Below are 21,686 nucleotides of genomic sequence, written 5' to 3'. Positions count from 1 at the left end.
CTATTACCAATTGCTATATTGGTAATATCGAAAGCTGGGAAAGCAAAAGCATTTTCCTACACGCGCCAAACCTGACACAGTCCCGGCCATGCTGCCCTGCCCGCGAATTTTCTTGCAAAACCGCGCAAAAGCGCCTCTTGGGCGGCCGTGCAGGTGCCCCCCTTGGACAGTGTCAACCGTGTCAACCTGCGCCACCCCGTAACCATCCCCTTTTCGCGACTGAAGCGCCTGCCATGCTGACCCTTGCCACCACCAGACCTGGAGAACCGGAAATCTTCGCCTCGCTGCAGGGCGAAGGGGCGAGCGTGGGCAAGCCCAGCACCTTCGTGCGCCTCTCGCGCTGCAACCTCGCCTGCCACTGGTGCGACACCGCCTACACCTGGCGCTTTTCGGGCGACAACCGCCCGCACACCGACGGCCTCGACTTCGCGCGCGAGGCGAACCAGGTGAAGCTGGAAGAGGCCGAGGTCGCGCAGATGGTCGCCGCGCTCAAGCCCGACCGGCTCGTCCTGACCGGCGGCGAGCCGCTGCTCCAGGGCGCGGCGCTGGCGCGCATGGTGGCGGCGCTCAAGGAGCTGCGCGGCGAGTTTCACGTCGAGATCGAGACCAACGGGTCGGTGGCCCCGCATCCCGCGCTCGATCCGCTGATCGACCAGTTCAACGTCAGCCCGAAACTGGCGCACAGCGGCAACCCGGCCAGCCTCGCGCTCATCCCCGAGCGCCTCGCCGCCTACGCCGCCGATCCGCGCGCCTTCTTCAAGTTCGTGATCGCCGAGCGATCAGACATCGAAGAAGTTCTTGGCCTTGTCGCGGCCCACTCCATCCTGCCCTCGCGCGTCTTTCTGATGCCGGAAGGGCGCGACAGCGCGACCTTGCGCGCGCGGGCACGCTGGCTCGGCGATCTATGCGCAGAGCACGGGTTCAACTTTACCGACCGCCTCCACATTCACCTGTGGGGCGACACGCGCGGCACCTGAGCGATGGCGCACCATCGCGCACCGGGCGCCGCATCTGGGATGGGACATATGAACGAAGCATCGCCGATACCCGAGGGGGAATGGGAACCGGGTGAGGACGCGGCCCACCCGCCCAAGGCCGGAGCGATGCAGGGGGACCTGACGCAGGGCCCGATCCTGAAGACGCTGATGCTCTTCTCGCTCCCGATGCTGCTTTCCAACGTGCTCCAGACGCTCAACGGCTCGGTCAACGCGATCTGGGTCGGGCGCCTGATCGGCGAGAGCGCGCTGGCCGCGACCGCCAACGCCAACGTCATCATGTTCCTGCTCTTTGCCGCCGTCTTCGGATTCTCGATGGCGACCACGGTGCGCGTTGGACAAAGCTTTGGCGCGCGCGACCTGGTCGCCGCGCGCCGCACTTTCGGCAGCGGCGTCGGCTTCTGCTCAGTGGTTGCCGCGCTCACCGGCCTCGCCGGCTGGTTCCTTGCCGACACCCTCCTTGACCTCATGAGCACGCCGGGCGCCAGCAAGGCGCAGGCACTCGCCTACCTGCAGGTCATCTTCATCACCCTGCCCTTCGGCTCGGTCTCGATGATGGTTTCGATGGGCATGCGCGGCGCGGGCGATTCGCGCAGTCCCCTCTACGCCATGATCATGGTCGTCCTGCTCGACATCGGTCTCAACCCGGTGCTCATCATGGGCGCGGGGCCGCTGCCCGAGCTGGGCATTGCAGGCTCGGCCATCGCCACGGCCATCGCGAACCTGGGCGGCCTCGTCTTCCTCATCTGGCGCATCTACCGCCACGACCTGCCGATGCGCCTGCGCGGCCCGGAACTGGGCTTCCTGCGCCCGCGCCGCGACGAGCTGGCCTATATCGTCACCAAGGGCCTGCCGATGGGCGCGCAGATGCTGCTCGTCTCCTCGGCCGGGCTCATCATGATCGGCCTCGTCAACCAGCTCGGCCTCAACGCGTCGGCGGCCTATGGCGCCTCGCTACAACTCTGGAACTACCTGCAGATGCCCGCCTTCGCGATGGGCACCGCGGTCAGCGCCATGGTCGCCCAGGCGATCGGCGCGGACAACCACGAACGCGTTGATGCCGTCGCCAATGTCGGCATGATCGCCAACCTCGTGCTGACGACCGCCATGGCCGCGCTGATCGTGGGCTTCGACCGCCCGCTGCTTTCGCTGTTCCTGGGCTGGGACAGCCCGGCCATGCCGATTGCCGAGCACATCCAGCTGATCTGCACCGCCTCGTTCGTGATCGTCTCGGTGACGATGATCATGCAGGGCACGCTGCGCGCCTACGGCGTCGTCATTGCCCCGCTCATCATCATGGGCATCGGACTCTACCCGGGTCGCCTGGGCTTCTACTACCTGCTCGAACCGCAGTTGGCGGGCGATGCGGTCTGGTGGTCCTTCCCGTTCGGCTCGGTGGTCACCGTCGCGCTCACCATGGCGTACTACCGCATGGCCAACTGGCGAAAGAACCGCTGAGAAACGCGAAAGGGCGCGCGAAGGGAAGTCCCTCGCACGCCCTGTCTCTTCAAGTGCGGATGGAGTCGAGAGGTCAGCGCCCCTGCGCGCGCCAGCGCTGGACGGTGCGCGCGACCATCTCCTCTTCGCCGCCCGCCTGGCTCCACAGATCGGTGAAGGACGGGTCGGCCGAGGCCGGACGCTTGTATTCCTCCAGATCATCGAAGCGCACGCGCATCGGGATCGCGGTGCCCTCACCGCAGATGATGCACTCGCGGTTGCGCAGGGCCGGGATCGAGTCGAGGAAGCCGCGCGCGCCTTCGGGCATCGCCGCGCGCACGAAGGCCTGGTCACGGTCGTTGTTGAGACGCATCGAGATGATCGTGCCGCACTGCGAGAGCACGCCCTCGGCAAGGTCGGACGGGCGCTGGGTGATGAGGCCCAGCGAAATGCCGTACTTACGCCCTTCCTTGGCGATGCGCGAGAGGATGCGCCCGACCGAGGAGCCATCCGCGTTGCGCTCGTTGGGGACGTAGCGGTGCGCCTCCTCGCAGACGAGGAGGATCGGGCGGGTCTGTTCATCGCGCGCCCAGACCGCGAAGTCGAAGACGAGACGCGAGAGCACGGCAACCACGGTGCTGGTGATCTCGGTCGGCACGCCCGACACGTCGATGATCGAGATCGGCCGCCCGCGCGAGGGCAGGCGGAAGATCTTGCCGATGAAGTCGGTCATCGTGTCGCCCACCAGCATCCCTGAGAACATGAACTGGTAGCGCGGGTCGGTCTTGAGCTCATCAAGGCGGTTCTTGATGCGCATGTAGGGCGCGCTGGAGTGCCCCTTGTCGAGCTTGCCCATCGCGTTGTTGAGGATGTTGGAGAGGTCCGAGAGCAGGTAGGGGACCGGCGAATCCACCGTCAGCTTGCCCAGCTTCTCAGCCAGACGGTTCTTCGAGCGGGCTTCCAGCAGCGCGCGGCCCAGGATTTCGGAATCAAGCTGGCGCTCGTCCCCGGTGGTCGAGAGGAGGATCTCGCAGTGCTCCTCGAAGTTCATCAGCCAGTAGGGCATCTGCAGGTTCGAGACATCGAGGATGATGCCCGAATTGCGGAACGCGGCCGAGTACTCACCGTGCGGGTCGACCATGATGATATGGCCTTCGGGCGCGTGTTCGCAGATCCGGTGGAGGATCAGCGCGGCGCTGGTCGACTTGCCGGTACCGGTCGAACCGAGGAGGGCAAAGTGCTTGCCGAGCAGCGCGTCGACGTACAGCCCTGCGCGGATATCCTTGGTCGGGAACACCTTGCCGATGCCGATGCTGGCACGCCCGTCGCTCGAATAGATCTGCTGGAGGTCCTGGCTGGTCGCGGGATAGACCGGCGCTCCGGGGATGGGGTAGGCCGTGACACCGCGGCGGAAGCCGTGGATGCGGCCGGTCAGGCGTTCTTCCTCGCCTTCGCCGAGGAAGTCGACGTCGGCAACGATGCCTCCACTGACCGAGCCGTCCTGCTTCTGGTTGCGCACGCTGGCCAAGAGCCAGCCGTTGCCCACGCGCACCTTGACCTGGCTGCCGACCTGCCCGGAGATCGAAACCGAAGGATCCTCTTCCTGCGCGATATCGGTAAGACGGCCGAGGTCGAAGGCGATGCGGCTGCCCGAACCGCCGATCTCGACGATGTAGCCGATCGGCTCACGCGCCGAGGAACGCGCCTGCGAGGCGGTTGCCTGCGGATTTGCCGCCTGCGCGCCGGCTCCGCCCGGGACCGCACCGAAACCACCCATATCCATCTGATTCATCGCACACCGAAAGCTGCTGAAGGCCGAAACCTGTATCGATTTCAGCCTAGAAGACAGGCGGTTAATGTAAGCCTAAACCGATGCCTTGTAGGGCCGCTTTCCAGCTCCCCCAGCCCCGGATCAGACCAGCGCGAAGAGGCGCCCGGCGAGCCAGCCCATGCCAACCGAAACGAAGACGGCCAGCAGACCATAGGCAAAGCCCCAGTTCTGGGAGAAGTCGGCAATCGCGCGCTCGATGCCAAGCTTGCGCACCTCGACATCGCTGCTCGCCGAAGCGACCACGCGCCCCTCGCTGATCGCGAAGGTTTCGGCGGTGTAGCGCCCGATGGGCACCTGCGAGGGCAGGCGGATGCGCGCCTGATAGAGGACCTGCTCGCTGACGCTGACGCCGCCCTCGTCCTCGCGGTAGAGCCCGGCATCAACGTTGCGCGCAACGAGACCAGCGGAAAAACGGGCCTGCTCCTCGGGATCGATCGCGCCGATGGGAGAGAGCTGCAGCCACTGCAGGCCCAGCTCGTAGATCGCGGCGGTCTTCTCATCGACGATATCGGCAATGGGCCGGGTCGAGGCGACGGCATAGTAGGACGGGGCCGAGCGCAGTTCCGTGCTCGCCGCGTTGACCCAGATCCCGGCGACCTTCTGCTTCTCGCGCAGCACCACCGACTGGGTCGGCCCCTTGAGCACGACGACAATGTCGTAGTCCTGCGCCGCGCGCGAACCTTCGGGCGTCAGCACCGCCCCGAAAAGCAGAAGGTCGGTGCCGTTGAAGCCCTGCTGCAGGTTGATCTGGTGCTGCGAGACTTCCGTCACGAGAATGGGATCGCGCGCGCCGCCCAGGAACACGAACGCGCACAGCGCCAGAAGGGAAACAAGCAGCCGGTTCACAGAGGCGCCACGGTGTAGATGTCGTCGGGAATGTAGGTGAGCCCGAAGGCCATGCGCAGCGCAACCAGCAGGACGATGACCGCCAGCACCAGGCGCAGCTTTACAGGGCTGCTCTTCTGAGCAAACTGCGAGCCGACCTGCGCGCCCGTGACCGAGCCGAACAGCAGCATCGAGGCCAGGACGATGTCGACCGCCTGCGTGGTCAGCGCGTGCATCATCGTCGTCGCGATGGTGGTGAAGAGGATCTGCCACAGGCTCGTGCCGACCACCACATTAGCGCTCATGCCCAGGATGTAGAGCATTGCGGGAACCAGAATGAAGCCGCCGCCAATGCCCATCAGCATCGTCAGGATGCCCACCGCGCAGCCCAGCAGCAGCGGGGCCAGCGGCGAGATGTAGAGCCCCGAGCGGTAGAAGCGCCAGCGCATCGGCAGGCTGGCGACCATGGGATGGTGGCGGCGCTTCTTCGCCGCGATCTTCGTGCCCGAGCGCTCGGCCCGGATCGCCTGGATGCTCTCCTTGGCCATGAGCCCGCCGATCGAGCCCAGGAGCAGGACATAGAGAATGCTGATGACGGTATCGATCTGGCCGATCCGCTCCAGCAGGCGGAACAGCAGCGCGCCGATCCCGGTGCCGATAATGCCGCCCACCACCATCACCGTGCCGATATGGTAGTCTACACCGCCCCGGCGCGACTGGAAGAACACGCCCGACACGCTGGCCCCGGTCACCTGGCTGGCCGCCGAGGCGGCCGCGACCGTGGGCGGAATGCCGTAGAAGATCATCAGGGGGGTCGTCAGGAAGCCGCCGCCCACGCCGAACATCCCCGAGAGGATACCCGTGAGTGCCCCCAGCCCGACGATGACGAAGCCGTTGACCGAAAGGTTCGCGATGGGAAGGTAGACGTCCATACCGCTTTTCTCGCTACCGCAGCGGGGCTTGCGTGAAAAGGCGCTTGTGCCCGGTCAGGTTCCCGAAAGGGCGATAAAGTCTCAGAAACCTGCCGACAGGGTTACCGCAGGGCCCGAGCCGGGCTCGGCATCGCCGGCCATGCGCTGGCGCCAGTTGAGCGCGAGGCGCCCGAACATCCTGTTGTTGAGCGGCATCGTGATCATCGCCGAGGGGCCAGCATCGACCCGCCAGGCTCCCTTCTGGGCGCCCGCCCAGACACCCGCGCCCAGACGCGCCTCGACCTTGCCGACCCTCACGACACCCTTGTCGAGCCGCGCCTGGCCGTCCCCGAACGCGGTCGCGTACCTGCCGGCCACGTAGCCTGCCTGGCCATAGGCCTCGGCTCGAAAGTCGCCGGGCAGAAGCAGTGGTGCGAAACGCGTGGTGACCAGCGCGGCGCCCTGGACCCGGTTGCCGCCGATCCCGTTGACCAGCCGCCCTTCCAGTGCCGCATCGAGAGGAAGGCCCGGAACGGGGCGTGCCGATACGCCCAGCGCGGCGGCGGTTTCGGACACCTCGCCCAGCGCCGAGGTCGTGCGCATGTAGAGCTGGGGCTGCCAGGCGCTCTTGAGCGCTAGGCGATAGCGAAGGACCGCGCCTGCCTGGCTCCCGCCATAGGTGGGAGGCAGCGGCGCGGCGCCCAGTCCGCTCGCGGATTTTCCGCGCACGAGAGCCCAGGCATCGGCCGACCAGCGTCGTGGCTTTGCCCGCCCCTCGCCCGCAGCGTCCTGACCTGCGCCGGGACGGGTGGCGACCTTCGCATCCGGCAAGGCATCGCCCGAAGGCGCCGGAGCGTAGCCGGGTGGCATGGGATCCCCCTCGCCAAACCCCATGCGCCCGGGCGCAAGATAGTATCCCTCCCCGCCGCTTGGTCCGAGCGTGCCACGCCCTGCCCTGGCGCCTTCCTCCTGCGGGAGCGCCACGCGCGCAGGTCCCCTTTGCGCGGCCAGCGTCACGCGGCGGGTGTCGAGCAGGACCGTGACGAGTTCGGCAAGGTCGATCCCGCCGGAGACCTGCCTCTCCCTCTCCGATCCGCCGAGCGCGGGATCGATCTGCGCAAACGACTGAGGCCCTGCCAGCCGCAGGGGCGCGCCCTCACCAACCGGTTGCGCCTCGGACACGGCTCGCTGGCCAGGGACCGGCGCCACCGTGCGCGGCACGCCCACTGCCAGGAGCGAGACCGGGTCCAACGCGGCAACACGTCCCCCCAGCCACCCGGCGACAAGCGCCACGAACACGACGAGCGGCTGCCCCCGGTTGCGCCGCGCCGCGGTCATGCGCGCGCTCTGCCGTGATGGGCCGCGTGCTCGGCGTGCTGGGTCTTGTCCCAGGTCGGCATGGTGCCCTGCAAACTGCGCACATAGGCAGCAAGGGCGCGGCGTCCGGCCATGATCGCAATCACGTTCGCCACCGGTATCCGGGCAATCGCGCAAAGCCCCTCGCCAAGACCATATTCGGACGCGGTGAAGGCGAACCGGTTGGCCACGCGCCAGGCAAACGCCCATAGGCACACGAGCAGCAGGCCCTCCAGAAGCGGCGGAAACGGCACGCGCGTATAGACGCCGCCCAGCCAGGCCCCGGCCAGAAGCGTCTCGGTCAGAAGCAGCGCGTAGGAACAGGCCAGCACGAGCGCGGACAGAGGCCCGCGCCGGTCACGCAGGACCATCCAGGCATCGCGCAGCCGCGCATCCCAGCCGAGCCGGTCCCAGCCCTGGAAGGCGATCCCCAGGATCCAGCGCGTCTTCTGCCGGACCGAGGCCTGCAGGCTGGCCGGAAAGCACGCCCGTGTCGCCACCAGTTCGCCATCGGCATCGCGCACCCGCAGGAACCGTGAACGCCCCCCCTCACGCTGCACGAGCAGGCCCATCTCGTAGTCTTCGGTGAGGCATTCGCAGGCAAAGGGGCCCTGGGCATCGGCCGCCATGCGCACCCTGGCGATGCGATCCAGCATTCCGCGTCCAAAAGCGCATCCCACACCCGCAGCCGGAATGCCCAGGCCCAGGGCATCGCGCACGACCATCCCCTTGGCATGCGATTCGGTGAACTCGTCGCAGTAATGGCCGCTGACCCAGCGCGACCCGCGCACCGGCTCGGGACGTACCGGCAACTGCACGTAGTCGGCCGTAGCCAGTGCCCGATCATAGACGGCGAGTTCCGCCGGATGGACCATGTCCTCGGAATCGTGGAGTACAAGAAAGCCAAAGCGCGCGCCGCGGCGCTGCTCGTCGAGGCACAGCGCGGCGTAGAGACGATTGAGGCAATCGGCCTTGGTGGTGGGACCGGCGCTGGCATGAATCACCACGCGCACGCGCGGATCGCCCCCCGCCGCCGCCATCGCCGCCGTGATGGTGCCCGGATCGTTCGCGTAGCAACCGATATAGAGGATATAGCCCTGTTGCGGCCAGGCGCCGAGCGCATGCCGGATGGTATGCGCGATGACCTGCTCTTCGTGCCAGGCCGCGATGAGGATGGCCGCCTCTGCGCGCAGCGGAGCACGGGCCTGCAGGGCCGTGATCGAACCCTCGCGTGCCTTGCCGCGAAGCTTGATCGCGATCCACAGGCCATCCACCAGAAGGTCATCGAGTGCGCCCAGCACGAACCAGAACGCGCAGAACAGCAGGAGTTCCCGCTCGAAGGTTGCGAGCCAGGCCACTACCGTGTTCACAGCTTCCAGTTCCGCCACGATCACCCCCGTCGCACGTTTGGGCACGTCGGCGCGCACATGCACCGCCCCCTCAATGCTTAGGGAAAAGCCTAGGCCAGACTGGTTAATATCAAACCCGTAATATGGGATATGAAGGAAAGTTAACCCTTAAAGAAAAAAGGGGAGGCGAAACCTGCTCGGCCGCCTCCCCTTTTCGGGCCCTCTATTACCAGGAGCCGGTGTTTTCCATGCTGAGCCAGGGTTCCTTCGGTTCGAGCTTGCCATCCTGCAGCAATTCGATCGAGATCCCGTCCGGAGTCTTCACGAAGGCCATCCAGCCATCGCGCGGCGGGCGGTTGATGGTCACCCCGGCATCCGCCAGCGTCTGGCAGGTCGCGTAGATGTCCTCGACCTGGAAGGCGAGGTGACCGAAATTGCGGCCACCGGTGTAGGTCTCGGCGGGCGTCCCATCCGCGTTGGGCCAGTTCCAGGTCAGCTCGACCTCGGTTTCTTCCTGCCCCTTGGGCGCGAGGTAGATCAGCGTGAAGCGCCCCTGCTCGCTTTCGATACGGCGGGTTTCCTCAAGGCCGATGAGATTGAAGAAGCGGATCGTGGCGTCGGGGTCGGTCACCCGGATCATGGTGTGGAGGTAGCGGGTCACGAGAAAAGCTATCCTTGGTCTGGAGGGAGGAGGGGCACGGAGCGTCCGAACAGGGCAAGCGTCACCTGCAGCTCGGGCCGCACGCCGCGCGCGCCACCTGCTCTAGCCAATCCCACGGCCACGACCAAGACCAAAGCCACCCAGGTGCGTCTTCGCGGCCACATGCCCGACACGTACGCCACTATGGATCGACCTGCTCTTGCCCCTCCCGGGCCGCGAACGTATCTATGTCGAGCTCATGCTTGGAAAACTTCGAAAACTCTTCGCCAATCCGACACCCGCGCAAAAGCCCTCGCTGCCGCATCGAGAGCGCGTCTACGCGATCGGTGACATCCACGGGCGCCTCGACCTGTTCGAGACGCTGCTCGAGACGATCAAGAATGACGAGGCCGCGCGTGGGCCTGCCCAGACGACACTCGTCCTCCTGGGCGACCTGATCGATCGCGGTCAGGACAGCGCCGGGGTCCTTGCGCGTGCGCGCCAGCTGAGCAGCGAGCGGCACGTCGAGATCCTTTGCGGCAACCATGAGGAAATGCTCCTGACCAGCCTCGAGGACAGCACGGCGCTGCGCAGTTTCCTGCGCTTCGGCGGCCTGGAAACGCTGGCCTCCTATGGGCTTGCCCCCGAGACGGTCGCGGACATGGAGATCGACGAAGTCCGGGACGCGGCGCGCCGGCACATTCCCGAGCAGGACCTCGAGTTTATCCGCAGCTTCCGCAAGCTCGTGCGCATTGGCGACTACATCTTCGTCCACGCAGGGCTGCGCCCGGGCGTCCCCATCGAAACCCAGCTGGGCAGCGACTGCCGCTGGATTCGCGAGCCCTTCCTCAGCCACACCGGCAACTTCGGGGGCTTCGTGGTTCATGGCCACACGATCACCGAGGAACCGGATGAGCGCGACAACCGCCTGGGCATCGACACCGGCGCCTACGTTCACGGCACGCTGACCGCCGTCGGGATCGAGGGCACCGAACGCTGGTACCTCACCGCCGAAGACGGGACGCACGAGAACCATCAGACAGGCGCCACCGTCGCGGCCTGAGACGACCTCGCATTCTCGGGAAAACCTCGTGTGCCGGGGAGCCTGTAAGCCGGGTTCTGTGCCTGGCGTGGTCTCCCTTTCAGGAGGGACCTTACGCCGCGGCGGCAGCCATTCCTCTAGGCGCACCCTTGCGGATGCGCTCAAGCAACCAACCCGGACTGCCTCGGTCCGAAACCGACCGGCCATTCAAGATGGCGCGCAGTCCCTATTCGGTCTTGCTCCGGGTGGGGTTTACCATGCCGCTTACCGTCACCGGCAGCGCGGTGCGCTCTTACCGCACCCTTTCAGCCTTACCTGTTCCCGTCACTCCACAAGGAAGTGGGGGTCATCGGCGGTCTGCTCTCTGTGGCACTGTCCCTGAACTTCGCACGGCCTGAAAACCGCACTCGTCCGGCGGGTGTTACCCGCCACCCTTGTTTCGTGGAGCCCGGACTTTCCTCGCGCAGGCGTTTCGATGAATCGATACGCCCACCCGCGGCTGCCCGGCTCCCCGGCACGGGCGCTCACCTAGCACGGCCGATGTCGCGCTCCAACAGGAGTTCGAACAGGATGCCCCCGATTTCCCCGTCAATCTCGCCGTCGATAAGCCCGGGGCGCCAGCGGCGCTGGAACGCGGTGACCGCCGCGCGCCCATCGGTGATATCGTATCCGAACCGTTCGAGCGCGAGATAGAACTTGCCCGGATTGTCGTAGAACAGGTTCATCCGCGCGGCCGGAATCTCGAGCGCGAGCCCGAGGTCGCCGAGCCGCCCCCAGTCAAACAGCTCGCCCGGATCCTGCTTGCGCGCGGGCGCGATGTCGGAATGCCCGACCACATTGGCGCGCGGGATATCGTGGCGTTCCAGAATGTCGGCAAGAAGCGGCAGCAGCGCATCCATCTGCGCCTCGGGAAAGGGGCGATAGCCCCACTCATGCCCCGGATTGACCAGCTCGATCCCGATCGAGGCGGAGTTCACGTCGCTTTCGCCGCGCCAGTACGAGCGCCCCGCGTGCCAGGCGCGGTTCTCTTCGGAGACGAGCGAGGTGACGATCCCCTCCTCGTCGATCATGTAGTGGGCCGAGACCTCAGCGGCCGGATCGCACATGCGCTCCAAGGCTTCCTCGGCGGTCTGCATGCCGGTGTAGTGCAGGACGACCATGCGGATCGGGCGCTTGCGCGCGTTCCAGTTGGGCGATTGCACGAACCTGTTGACCAGCCATCGGTTCATCGTCGCCCATCACTCCTTCGCACCATCACACCCGTGCCGCCCCCGAGACGCGCGCCACCCCGTTCGGGGCTCAGGCGTCGAACAGCACGGCTCCCAATATCAGGGCATCCTCCTCGATGGCAAACTGCATCTGCCCGCCCGCCCCTTGTGCAAGCTGATGCAGCATCGCGGCGGGGGCGGTGCGGCTGGACAGTTCCTCCTCGGGCAGCGTTCCTTCAAGGGCGCGGCCCACCGCCGCATCGAAAGCGATCCGCGGGCCCGCCGCGCGCACGACGATCTCGGCCACGTGTCCGCCCACCTCATCCGCCCGCCACTCGGCCGCGAGGTCCAGCGTACCGCCACGCGGCAGCGCCTCGATCCCGAACATCGCAAAGTTGAGCAGCGTCTTGATCGCGCTCTTGGGCAGCGCGTCGGAGGAGACCTGCCAGTTGACGGTGATGCGCGCGTTGCTGGCGACCAGCGCATCGACCAGCGCGCGCGCCTCGGCCACCGCGACATGCTCGCCGAAACCACCCGCTGCGCCATAGGCAAGGCGGAAGAACTTGAGCTTGTCCGCCGAGATCCGCGCGCTCTGCTCGAGCAGCTCGAAGCAGCGCTGGCGCATCTCCGGGTCCTTTTCGTCGGCGAGCAGTTCCAGCCCGTTCGACAGCGCCCCCACGGGGCTCAGCATGTCATGGCACAGGCGCGAACACAGCAGGCTGGCAAGGTCGAGCGAACTCGTCGTCATGATGATCGTCTTTCCGTTTTTGGTGTCGCGAAGGCGCAAGGGACATGATGGATGGTCCCTCCAGATGGAGAGGGCCTGCGCGAAGTAAAGAGCGCGGCCTCACACCTCCTGGAAGGCGAGCGGATCAAAGCCATTCCCACGATCGCGCCAGAAAGCAACATCGCCCCCGGCAACGATCGCCCATATGCGACAATCGCCGGTGGAATGTTCACAATCCGTGACGGATGGCACCGGTTTTCCCGTAGGATGCGAATGGTAGTAGCCCAGCACCGGAGGGCCTCCATGGCGCGCGGCCTTGTGCGCCTGCAGGAGAATCAAAGTATCAATCGCGAATCGGATTGCCGGGTCGGGATCGACATTGGCGCTTTCCCGAACGGCGACGATGCACTCCCGGCCCTCCCCCGCCGTCCGGCTGCCGGGCGCGCCCAGCAGCAGCCCGCAGCATTCCTGCGGATGCGCGGCCACGGCCAGCCTGTGGAGCGTTTCGAGCACCTCTCTTGTCACGTCGATATCCATGGCCGAAGGCTAGCGCCCATGGAGCGTGGCGAAAACATCCTCGAAGGACTTATCCCGCCGCCCGGAGGCCGCCTCGACAAGACGCTGGCCGAGGCGAGCGGCCTCTCACGAGAGCGCGTGAAGGCGCTGCTTGCCGAAGGCCATGTCACGATCGACGGCAAACCCGCGGGGCAAGGCTCGGTGAAGGTGGCCGCGGGAACACCCTTTGCCATCGCGGTGCCCGAGGCCGCGCCCGCCGAAGCCATCGCGCAGGACATCCCGCTCACCGTCGTCTTCGAGGACGAGTCGCTGATCGTCATCGACAAGCCCGCCGGGCTCGTCGTTCATCCCGCCGCGGGCAATCCCGATGGCACGCTCGTCAACGCGCTCCTGCACCATTGCCGGGGCCAGCTCTCTGGCATTGGCGGGGTCGCGCGTCCGGGCATCGTCCACCGCATCGACAAGGACACCTCCGGGCTCCTGGTGGTCGCCAAGACCGACCGCGCCCACGAAGGCCTGGCCGCCCAGTTCGCCGATCACTCGATCATCCGGGCCTATCAGGCGGTCGTCGCCGGACGCCCGATCCCACCGGCCGGCACCGTGCGCGGCGCCATCGCGCGCTCGAGCCAGAACCGCAAGAAGATGGCGATTGTCGAGGACGGACGCGGCAAGCACGCCGTCACCCATTACCGCACGCTGGAAAACCTTGCCCATTCCAGCCTGATCGAATGCCGCCTGGAAACCGGCCGCACCCACCAGGTGCGTGTTCACATGTCGTCAATCGGGCACATGCTACTGGGTGATCCTGTATATGGACGCACACCAAAGCCCCTCCGGGCTCTCCTCTCCCGACTCGCTTTTTCGCGGCAGGCACTCCACGCTGCGGAACTCGGCTTCGTCCATCCCGTTACAGGTAACAACGTGCATTTCGCGAGCGCTCTGCCCGACGACATGCGGACCCTGATCGACGAATTGCGACTCTGAAATCGGATTTGTGTGCTAGGATGAACAGGTGGCCGCAAGTTAAGATGCCTAGCGAAGGGTCTTAGACCGCGCGCCGACCGAAAAGAAGGACGGAAACTGTGAGCAACACCCAACGAAACCTACCGGCAATCCCGGCCCTGGGCGGGGAGCAGAGTCTCAACCGCTACCTCGCCGAGATCCGCAAGTTCCCGGTGCTCAAGCCCGAGCAGGAATACATGCTCGCCCAGCGCTACAAGGAACATGAAGATTCCGACGCTGCGGCCCAGCTCGTCACCAGCCACCTGCGCCTCGTCGCGAAGATCGCGATGGGATACCGCGGCTATGGCCTGCCCGTCTCCGAGCTTATCTCCGAAGGCAATATCGGCCTCATGCAGGGCGTGAAGAAGTTCGAACCCGATCGCGGTTTCCGACTTGCCACGTATGCCATGTGGTGGATCAAGGCCTCGATTCAAGAGTACATCCTGCGTTCGTGGAGCCTCGTGAAGATGGGCACCACCGCCGCGCAGAAGAAGCTGTTCTTCAACTTGCGCCGGATGAAGAAGAATCTCGATGCCTACGAAGATTCGGACCTGCGCCCCGACGACGTGACCAAGATCGCGACGACGCTGGGCGTGTCCGAGACCGAGGTCGTCAACATGAACCGCCGCATGATGATGGGGGGCGATGCGTCGCTCAACGTCTCCTTGCGTGAGGAAGGCGAAGGCCAGTGGATGGACATCCTGCAGGATGACAATCCGCTGCAGGATGAAATCGTCGCCGAGGCCGAGGAAAAGACCGTGCGCCACGACATGCTGGTCGAGGCGATGGACGCGCTCAACGAGCGTGAACGCGATATCCTCACCGAGCGCCGCCTGTCGGAAGATCCCAAGACCCTTGAGCAACTGAGCCAGGTCTACAACGTCAGCCGCGAGCGCGTGCGCCAGATCGAGGTGCGCGCCTTTGAAAAGCTGCAAAAGGCGATGAACCGCATCGCCACGGACAAGCAGCTCCTGCCCGCGGCCTGATCCGCAACAACGGCGCAGACCATCACATGAAAAAAGGCCGGGCCATCCCCCGGCCTTTTTTCATGTCCGCAGGTCAGGGTTAAGCCTGCCTTTACCTAGCCAACCCCCGGTCAAATGTGTACGTATTCTCGCAAGATGTTGACTATCTTGCGCATTCCCCGGGCGCTATGCGTAACCCTTCTGGCCGTGTTCGGCGCCGCACTGCTCGCGGGCCTGTCGCCCGCGTGGGCACAGGTCTTCAATGGTGCGGACCTGTGCCATGCCACCAGCCCTCAGCCAAAGTCCGCAGATGCCCTGCCGGCCCATTTTTCCTGCAAAGGCACACCGCAGGCCTACCAGGACGGCAGCTTGTGGCTGCGGATCCCCGCCCGGGACCTGCCCGCTGACATTGCCGAGGAACCTGCGCTCCTCGTCCACTATTCCCGTTTCGACCGGCTCGATGTCACCTTCCTCTACACAGACGGGACGCGTGCCCGCGAAAGCGTGCGCAACGGGGACTTTGCGGGACATTGGCGCATCGGCGGCCAGCTCGAGTTCGCGCCGCCGGTGCGCACGGCACCGCTTCAGGACATCGTCCTCCACTTCAACCGGCTGGCCAGCCAGGACATGCTGCGCCTGCGCCTGGTGGGGCGCGACGAGGCCGCCAGCCGGACGACCACGCTGGCCCTGTGGGTCGGCGGAGCGCTGACGCTGCTGCTGATCGGCACGCTCTACAACGCGGTCCTCGCCGTCTCGCTGCGACGCCAGTTTCCGCTCTGGCAGGCGGCGTGGTCAGGGGGAATGCTGCTGTGGGGCACGATCTGGTCGCAGGCGCACCTGATACTCGTGCCCGGCCTTGCCGGCGCCTTCTCCGCGCAGCTGTGCTCGGCCCTTGCCTGCCTTGCCATCACCTGCGCGACCTTCAGCGCGATCACCTCGATCGGCACGCGCGACGTCCCCCGCATCCTGCGCCGCACCGTGCTGACCCTGGCGACACTATGTTCCCTGCTCGGCCTTCCCATCTCCTTTATCCGCACCGGCCCTGTCGACCTGCTCGCCGCGATCATCGGCGTACTTTTGATGTCGACGATGCTGAGCGTGGGCGGCTGCCTTGCCTTCGCCTGGCGCAAGGGTTCGGCCGAGGCCCGCAACTTCGCGACCGCCTGGATTTTCCCGATCATCCTTCTCAGCACGGCCGATTTCGTCGGCTCGAGCACGCTGTTCAAGGGCGGCGGTCCGCAGCTCATGGTCATCTTCGCCGCCGCCTGGCAGACCTTGTGGCTGGCCGCGGCCGCGTCGCGCACCCACGCGCGGCTGCGCCAGGAGCACGCCGCCGCCCGGCGTGCCGAGGCCCAGGCCCGCGAACTGGCCCGCCGCGACCCGCTCACCTCGCTGCGCAACCGGCGCGGCTTCATCGAGATGATCGAACCGATCCTCGCCGAAGTCACCCACGGGCGCGAGGTCGCCGCGCTGCTGCTGCTCGACATCGACTTCTTCAAGCACATCAACGACACGTACGGGCACGACACCGGGGACGACGTCCTGGTCGCGCTCGCGCGCACCCTTGCCGCGCGTGAAAAACGCCCGTTGCATCGCGGCGCGCCTGGGCGGCGAAGAGTTTGCCCTGCTCCTGAGCGGGCCCGCAGCGCGGCGCGCGGCCATGATCGCCGAGGACCTGCGCCGCACCATCGCTGCCGCGCGGCCCGGTGCCCCCGATGCCGGGGGCACCGTCCTGCCCCCGATCCCCGGCCTTGCCATGACGGTGAGTATCGGCGTCTGCCCCGCCATCCCCGGGGAAGTCTTCCGCGATCTCTACCGCAAGGCCGACGCCGCGCTCTACCGCGCCAAGCATGAAGGCCGAGACCGCGTGGTCGTTGCCGCGCCGGGCAACGATGCCCCGCGTGATCGGGGCCAGCTGGAACCTGTCCCCGGCTAGGGCCAGCCCCTTGGCCTCGCACGCGTGGCGCTGGACGCTCCTGCACCGCGCGTTTATCACGCGCATTCGTTTCTCTCCCACGCGGAAAGCCCCTGCCCCGATGCGCCTGCTCCTCAAGATCGTGATTGCCTTCCTGCTGCTGAGCGTCGGGACCACGTTGCTCTACCGCTTCGTGCCGGTCCCGGTGACGATCACCATGCTCACCGACGCAAACGGCATCACCAAGGACTGGACACCGCTTTCCGACATCGACCGCAACATGGTCGCCGCCGCCATTGCGGCCGAGGACGGAAAGTTCTGCACCCACAACGGCTTCGACACCCAGGCCATCGAGAACGCGATGAAGCGCAACGCCGAAGGCGGGCGTCTGCGCGGCGGCTCGACGATCAGCCAGCAGACCGCCAAGAACGTGTTTCTGTGGCAGGGCGAGGGCTGGAGCCGCTATGCGCGCAAGGGCCTGGAAGTCTGGTTCACCTTCCTGATCGAGCACCTGTGGGACAAGCGCCGGATCATGGAAGTCTACCTCAACGTCGCGGAAACCGGGATCGGCACCTATGGTGTGGAAGCGGGCGCGCAGCGCTATTTCGGGAAGTCTGCGGCCAGCCTCACCCCGCTCCAGGCCGCGCGCATGGCCGCGGCCCTGCCCAGCCCCAAGACCCGCAGCGTCAAGAACCCGGCCGGCTTCACCCGCCGTTACGGCAACACGATCTCCGCGCGCATCGGCACGGTGCGCAACAGCGGCTTCGACGCCTGCGTCTACGAGTAGGGCCCTGATCGCGCAGTACGGCGCACCGCTCTTGGGCTAAAAAGACAAGAGGATAATTCCGAGGGCCATTGCCCTCGGGCTCCCCGAACCGGCGACCTCAGGGCTCTCCGGCCACCATCGCCGAGATGGGCGAGCTCGCCCATTTACGGGGTCAAGGGGCGATGGCCCCTTGCCTACCCTTCACTTTCAGCTGCCCCTGACAGGACACAAAAAAAGGGAGAGGCCCGAAAGCCCCTCCCCTTCTTTTCGTGCCGTCAGGCCTGATCGGGAAGATCAGAAGCCGACCGAGAGCGCCAGGCTGCCCGCACGCGGCGCGCCGATCTGGGCGAAGCTTTCGCCGTTGAGCGAGCCACCGAAGTAGCCGACGTAGTATTCGTCGAACAGGTTGGTGAGGTTGAGCTGCAGCGCAACGTCGCCGCCCGTCGGACCTTCGCCGATGACCAGGCGAGCGTCGAGGTCGACGAGCGTGTAGGACGGGACGCGCTGGGTGTTCGCATCATCAAGCCAACGCTTGCCGGTACGCTTGACCTGGCCACCCAGTTCCAGAGCGCCGAAGGCGATCTGGCCGCGGGCACCGTACGAGTAGTTCGGCGAGCCCGATTCCATGTTGCCAGCCGTCGCGACGACGCCGCCGTCGGACAGGATGTCATCCTTGATCTCGGAGTCGTTGTACGAACCGAAGATGTAGATGAGCGAGTTGTCGGTCGGCTGGTAGGCGATCGAGCCGTCAACGCCCCACTTGTCGACCGTTCCGAGGTTACGGTAGACCGTGGCGCCTTCGCCGTTGTTCGCGTTGGGATCGAACGCCGAAGCCAGGCGATCCTTGTACTTGGTGTACCAGCCGGCAAGCTGCGCGGTCAGGCGACCTTCGCGGTAACGGAAGCCGACATCGAAGCTGTCGGTCGTCTCGGGAACCGGACGGGCAAAGTCGCCGTCGGGCAGATAGAGCGAGTCGTACAGCGGGTCGGTGCCGGGCACCGACAGGCCCTTGGCGTAGTTCGCGAACACCGAGGCGGTCGGCAGGAAGTTGTACGTGAAGCCGACGTTCGGAAGCAGCTTGTCGTACGTGTACTTGCGCGACTGCGGACGGGCGTAATCGGGGTTGGCCGCCTCATAGGCGGTCATGTCCTGACCCGGAGCGGGGCAGTCGACGAAGCCGCTGATCGACGTGGTGTAGCAGTTCTGGGTCAGACGGCGCGTGAAGAACGGCGCGCGCAGGCCCAGAACGGCGGTGAAGTCACCGAAGGTACCGCGGTATTCACCCGAGACCTGGTGCAGGATCGCCCAAGACAGACGGTCGCGCTTGTTCACTTCCTCACCATTGAGGTCGAGCAGAGCATCATCGATCGCGAAGACGTCGGTGGGTTCACCGTTCGCCAGCATCGGGGCGATCTGGCCGGTCTGGCGGTGACGCGCACGATCCCAGGTGTAGGCAACGCGGACGCGGTGGTCGTCGTTGATTTCCCAGATCATGTTCGCGATCACGCCAAGACGGTCGGTGCGGGTCTGGCTGGGATCGATGCCGCCCACGCGGTCGAGGATGTCGCCGTCACCGTTGAGGTCACGACCAAAGTAATACCCGCCGTTGAAGGCGCCAGTGTAGTTGACACCATTGACCGTGAAGAAGCCTTCGCGAAGGTCGTCGGGGCCGCCACCGTTGGCCTTCACGTACTGGTAGCTCGGGTCGACCGTCAGGATCAGGCCGTCGGCCAGCGTGAAGCGCGAGGAACCGCGGATGTTGCCCGTGTCGGAGGGGTTGTAACGACGATAGAACGGAGCGCCGCAATCGCCCGAGGAGCTGGAGTCGCTGTAGCGCTCGCTCTGGCCATTGACGCCGCCGCCGCCGTACACGGTGCCTTCAGGCAGCGAGCAGGGATAGGGGAACTGACCGTCTGCGGTGTAGACAGTGAAGCGGTCACGCTTGCTGAACTCGTCGTTGTAGTAGCCGAGCAGCGTGTTGACGTTCTCCGAACCGGCAAAGTTGTTGCGGTTCTGGTTCCAGTGGCCCGCCACCGAGACGAAGTCGCCGTTGCTGCCCAGGTCCTGGTAGAGGCGGGCGTTGAGCTGGGTCTTGTCGACGCGGCCGTACGGATTGTAGGGCACGCCGTAGTTCTGGTAGCTCGCCGAGATGAAGGCCTTGGTGCCGACGCCAGTGAAGTCACCGGTGTCGATCATGCCGAACGCGCGGGTGTAGAGGCTGTCCGAGTAGCTGCCCGGCGACAGTACGTCACCGATGGTCATGGTGGTGAACAGGCCGAAATCATCGCCCGGGGTACGGGTACGGATGTTGACGGTACCGCCCGAAGCCGACGCGGTCGGGCTGTCGACGTCGGTCACGCCCAGGTTCACGTTCACCGATTCCAGGATCTCGGTGTCGACCTGCTGGTTGGTGTAGAGCGCGTAGTTGCCCGAGTCGTTGAGCGGCAGGCCGTCAAGGGTCTGCGACACGCGGTCCGCGCCGAAGCCGCGGATGGTGAAGCCACCGCCCATCGAGCCCCAGGGGTCGTTGTTCTGGAAGCTGACGCCCGGCACCAGATTGATGATGTCGTTGATCGTCTGACCCGGACGCGCGCGCTGGATCTGCTCGGCGGTCAGGACCTGCTTGGCCTTCGGGGTCGCCGGAATTTCGAGACCGGCAACATCTTCGGCACGCAGGCCGGTGACGACGATCGCGTCCTCTTCGAAGTCGACCGAACCGGTCGACTGCGCGAAGGCCGGTACGGCCAGGAAAGCAACACCGACGGCAATTGCGCTCGTCGCGGTGTTGAGAACAGAACTAAACTTCATCAGTGCCCCCTGAAGGTGTCAGACTGGGTAAATTCAACATGCGATGGGATTTGTGAGCCACTGCATGCGCTGCGGTGGCTATGCGCAGTGACATATGACAGCTTTCTGACGGTTGGGAGCCATTTGCTGCTGCAACGGCGCAATTTTGCAACGTGAAGCGCGTTATCATCCAAATGACCAACACAAGATATTGTTTTTTAATGGTTATTTTTTATCGTACATTTTTGCACTGCGGCAAAAATGTCACGAAGCAAGTTCTCTTATCCGTGCTCTGGAGAAAGCGGGAATTGTGAATGACATGTTACAACAACAGTTGAATCGCCCCGGCGTGGCATGAGAGACACATTTTCGATGGAAGACGAGACCTTAGCCACACCCCCGCACGGCCATGGCCACCACGGACATTCCCATAGTCACGATGATGGGCATGGGCATGGGCATAGCCACGGGCACGGGCACGGCCATCACCACCATCACGGCCCTCCCCCGGGCGGTGCGAACATGGCCTTTGCCATTGCCGTCAGTCTCAACGTGGTGTTCGTCGTGGTCGAGGCCATTGCGGGCTTCCTCAGCGGCTCCATCGCGCTTCTTGCCGATGCCGGGCACAACCTGACCGACGTGGTTTCGCTGCTGCTGGCCTGGGCCGCGGCCATCCTTGCCGCACGTCCGCCGTCCGAGCGTTTCACCTACGGCCTCAAGAGTTCGTCCATCCTGGCCTCGATCGCGAACGCGGCACTTCTGTGGGGCACGGTGGGCGCGATCCTGGTCGAGACCCTGCGCCGCCTGTTCGAGCCTGCCCAGGTCGCAGGCACCACGATGATGGTCGTGGCCGCCATCGGCATTGCCATCAACGCGCTCTCCGCGCTGCTCTTCGCCAAGGGCTCGAAGTCGGACCTCAACCTGCGCGCGGCCTTTGTCCATCTCATGGCCGACGCCGCCGTTTCGGCCGGCGTGGTCATAGCGGGCGGCCTCATCTGGGCGACCGGGATCGCTCTGCTCGATCCCGTCACCTCACTCATCATCACGCTGGTCATCGCCTGGTCGAGCTGGAGCATCCTGCGCGATTCGCTGCGCATGGGCATGCTCGCCGTGCCCGATGGCATCGACATCGCCAGGGTCCGCCGCCTGCTCGAAAACCAACCCGGTGTCAGCCATGTCCACGACCTTCACGTCTGGCCGATGAGCACCACCGAAACCGCGCTTACCGCCCACCTCGTCAAGCCCGATGGCCCCGCCGACGACGCGTTCCTGGCGGCCATCGCCGAGCAGCTGGCACACGACTTCGGCATCGGCCATCCCACGATCCAGGTCGAGACCGGCCACACCGAGGCCTGCGCGCTGGCAAGCCCCGACACGGTCTGACGCAAGGGCGGCCCGTCTCGTCGGCGCGGCA

18 protein-coding genes, 1 other RNA gene and 1 pseudogene are annotated in these 21,686 nt (G+C 65.7%); 9 read left to right on the top strand and 11 right to left on the bottom strand.

The window, feature by feature from the left end:
- Positions 1–233 precede the first annotated feature (233 nt).
- Positions 234–977 carry a 7-carboxy-7-deazaguanine synthase QueE gene (locus MBENS4_RS13655; RefSeq protein WP_039391380.1) on the top strand — a complete coding sequence of 248 codons (744 nt, stop codon included), beginning with the start codon at positions 234–236 and terminating at the stop codon, positions 975–977.
- A 48-nt stretch (positions 978–1,025) separates the two neighbouring features.
- Positions 1,026–2,453, top strand: a complete 1,428-nt coding sequence (locus MBENS4_RS13650) for an MATE family efflux transporter (protein ID WP_039391378.1) — start codon at positions 1,026–1,028, stop codon at positions 2,451–2,453.
- A gap of 73 nt (positions 2,454–2,526) precedes the next feature.
- Here the strand turns inward: MBENS4_RS13650 and MBENS4_RS13645 are convergent, their stop codons facing one another.
- From MBENS4_RS13645 to MBENS4_RS13620, 6 genes are all read right to left on the bottom strand, one after another.
- Entirely contained in the window at positions 2,527–4,215 is a 1,689-nt protein-coding gene (locus tag MBENS4_RS13645) for an ATP-binding protein (RefSeq protein WP_422394391.1), read from the bottom strand.
- Positions 4,216–4,344: 129 nt separating this feature from the next.
- On the bottom strand, positions 4,345–5,109 hold the full coding sequence (locus MBENS4_RS13640; protein ID WP_039391376.1) for a TIGR02186 family protein: 765 nt from the start codon (positions 5,107–5,109) through the stop codon (positions 4,345–4,347).
- The gene (locus MBENS4_RS13635; protein WP_039391374.1) at positions 5,106–6,020 is read right to left on the bottom strand and encodes a sulfite exporter TauE/SafE family protein; all 915 of its coding nucleotides are present in this window, start codon (positions 6,018–6,020) and stop codon (positions 5,106–5,108) included. The genes MBENS4_RS13640 and MBENS4_RS13635 overlap by 4 nt, the downstream gene beginning before the upstream one ends.
- An 81-nt stretch (positions 6,021–6,101) precedes the next feature.
- Positions 6,102–7,337: a hypothetical protein gene (locus MBENS4_RS13630; protein ID WP_039391372.1), complete on the bottom strand. Its 1,236-nt coding sequence runs from the start codon at positions 7,335–7,337 to the stop codon at positions 6,102–6,104.
- A complete protein-coding gene (locus tag MBENS4_RS13625) occupies positions 7,334–8,782 on the bottom strand; it encodes a glycosyl transferase family protein (RefSeq protein WP_340140822.1) in 1,449 nt (482 codons plus the stop codon). Before MBENS4_RS13625 ends, MBENS4_RS13630 begins: the two co-directional genes overlap by 4 nt.
- 148 nt (positions 8,783–8,930) lie before the next feature.
- Positions 8,931–9,365 carry a VOC family protein gene (locus MBENS4_RS13620; protein WP_039391371.1) on the bottom strand — a complete coding sequence of 145 codons (435 nt, stop codon included), beginning with the start codon at positions 9,363–9,365 and terminating at the stop codon, positions 8,931–8,933.
- A 238-nt stretch (positions 9,366–9,603) separates the two neighbouring features.
- Between MBENS4_RS13620 and MBENS4_RS13615 the strand changes: the two genes are divergently transcribed.
- Entirely contained in the window at positions 9,604–10,407 is an 804-nt protein-coding gene (locus tag MBENS4_RS13615; RefSeq protein WP_052322385.1) for a metallophosphoesterase, read from the top strand.
- A gap of 29 nt (positions 10,408–10,436) precedes the next feature.
- On the opposite strand, the gene rnpB is transcribed toward MBENS4_RS13615, so the two are convergent.
- The 4 genes from rnpB to MBENS4_RS13600 form a co-directional block, all read right to left on the bottom strand.
- Positions 10,437–10,901, bottom strand: an RNA gene (gene rnpB / locus MBENS4_RS24200) — RNase P RNA component class A.
- A 9-nt stretch (positions 10,902–10,910) separates the two neighbouring features.
- Complete coding sequence (locus MBENS4_RS13610) at positions 10,911–11,615, bottom strand: N-acetylmuramoyl-L-alanine amidase (RefSeq protein WP_039391369.1); 705 nt, start codon at positions 11,613–11,615, stop codon at positions 10,911–10,913.
- Positions 11,616–11,685: 70 nt separating this feature from the next.
- Positions 11,686–12,342, bottom strand: a complete 657-nt coding sequence (locus MBENS4_RS13605; RefSeq protein ID WP_039392425.1) for a histidine phosphotransferase family protein — start codon at positions 12,340–12,342, stop codon at positions 11,686–11,688.
- A gap of 99 nt (positions 12,343–12,441) precedes the next feature.
- Positions 12,442–12,858: a M67 family metallopeptidase gene (locus MBENS4_RS13600; RefSeq protein WP_039391367.1), complete on the bottom strand. Its 417-nt coding sequence runs from the start codon at positions 12,856–12,858 to the stop codon at positions 12,442–12,444.
- An 18-nt stretch (positions 12,859–12,876) separates the two neighbouring features.
- On the opposite strand from MBENS4_RS13600, the gene MBENS4_RS13595 reads away from it, so the two are divergent.
- The 5 genes and pseudogenes from MBENS4_RS13595 to mtgA all read left to right on the top strand — a co-directional run bounded on the left by MBENS4_RS13595 (position 12,877) and on the right by mtgA (position 17,506).
- Positions 12,877–13,821 (top strand): RluA family pseudouridine synthase, encoded by a 945-nt coding sequence (locus tag MBENS4_RS13595; protein ID WP_039391366.1) that lies wholly within the window; start codon positions 12,877–12,879, stop codon positions 13,819–13,821.
- 98 nt (positions 13,822–13,919) lie between these two features.
- Positions 13,920–14,825 (top strand): RNA polymerase sigma factor RpoH, encoded by a 906-nt coding sequence (gene rpoH, locus MBENS4_RS13590; RefSeq protein ID WP_039391364.1) that lies wholly within the window; start codon positions 13,920–13,922, stop codon positions 14,823–14,825.
- 114 nt (positions 14,826–14,939) lie between these two features.
- A pseudogene (locus MBENS4_RS13585) lies at positions 14,940–16,364 on the top strand (diguanylate cyclase); the annotation flags it as partial.
- 13 nt (positions 16,365–16,377) lie between these two features.
- Positions 16,378–16,740 carry a GGDEF domain-containing protein gene (locus MBENS4_RS27615; protein ID WP_445321511.1) on the top strand — a complete coding sequence of 121 codons (363 nt, stop codon included), beginning with the start codon at positions 16,378–16,380 and terminating at the stop codon, positions 16,738–16,740.
- 100 nt (positions 16,741–16,840) lie between these two features.
- The gene (mtgA, locus tag MBENS4_RS13580; RefSeq protein WP_039391362.1) at positions 16,841–17,506 is read left to right on the top strand and encodes a monofunctional biosynthetic peptidoglycan transglycosylase; all 666 of its coding nucleotides are present in this window, start codon (positions 16,841–16,843) and stop codon (positions 17,504–17,506) included.
- 273 nt (positions 17,507–17,779) lie between these two features.
- Here the strand turns inward: mtgA and MBENS4_RS13575 are convergent, their stop codons facing one another.
- Positions 17,780–20,293, bottom strand: coding sequence for a TonB-dependent receptor (locus MBENS4_RS13575; protein WP_052322281.1), 2,514 nt, complete (start codon positions 20,291–20,293; stop codon positions 17,780–17,782).
- Between the two features lie 351 nt (positions 20,294–20,644).
- Here MBENS4_RS13575 and MBENS4_RS13570 point away from each other — a divergent pair, with 351 nt between their 5' ends.
- Entirely contained in the window at positions 20,645–21,655 is a 1,011-nt protein-coding gene (locus tag MBENS4_RS13570) for a cation diffusion facilitator family transporter (RefSeq protein ID WP_052322280.1), read from the top strand.
- Positions 21,656–21,686 lie beyond the last annotated feature (31 nt).

This window comes from Novosphingobium sp. MBES04, from assembly GCF_000813185.1.
In the GTDB taxonomy this organism is placed as follows: Bacteria; Pseudomonadota; Alphaproteobacteria; order Sphingomonadales; family Sphingomonadaceae; genus Novosphingobium; species Novosphingobium decolorationis.
The sequence above is the reverse complement of the archived record's forward strand: the minus strand, read 5'-3'. Positions and strand labels throughout refer to the sequence as shown.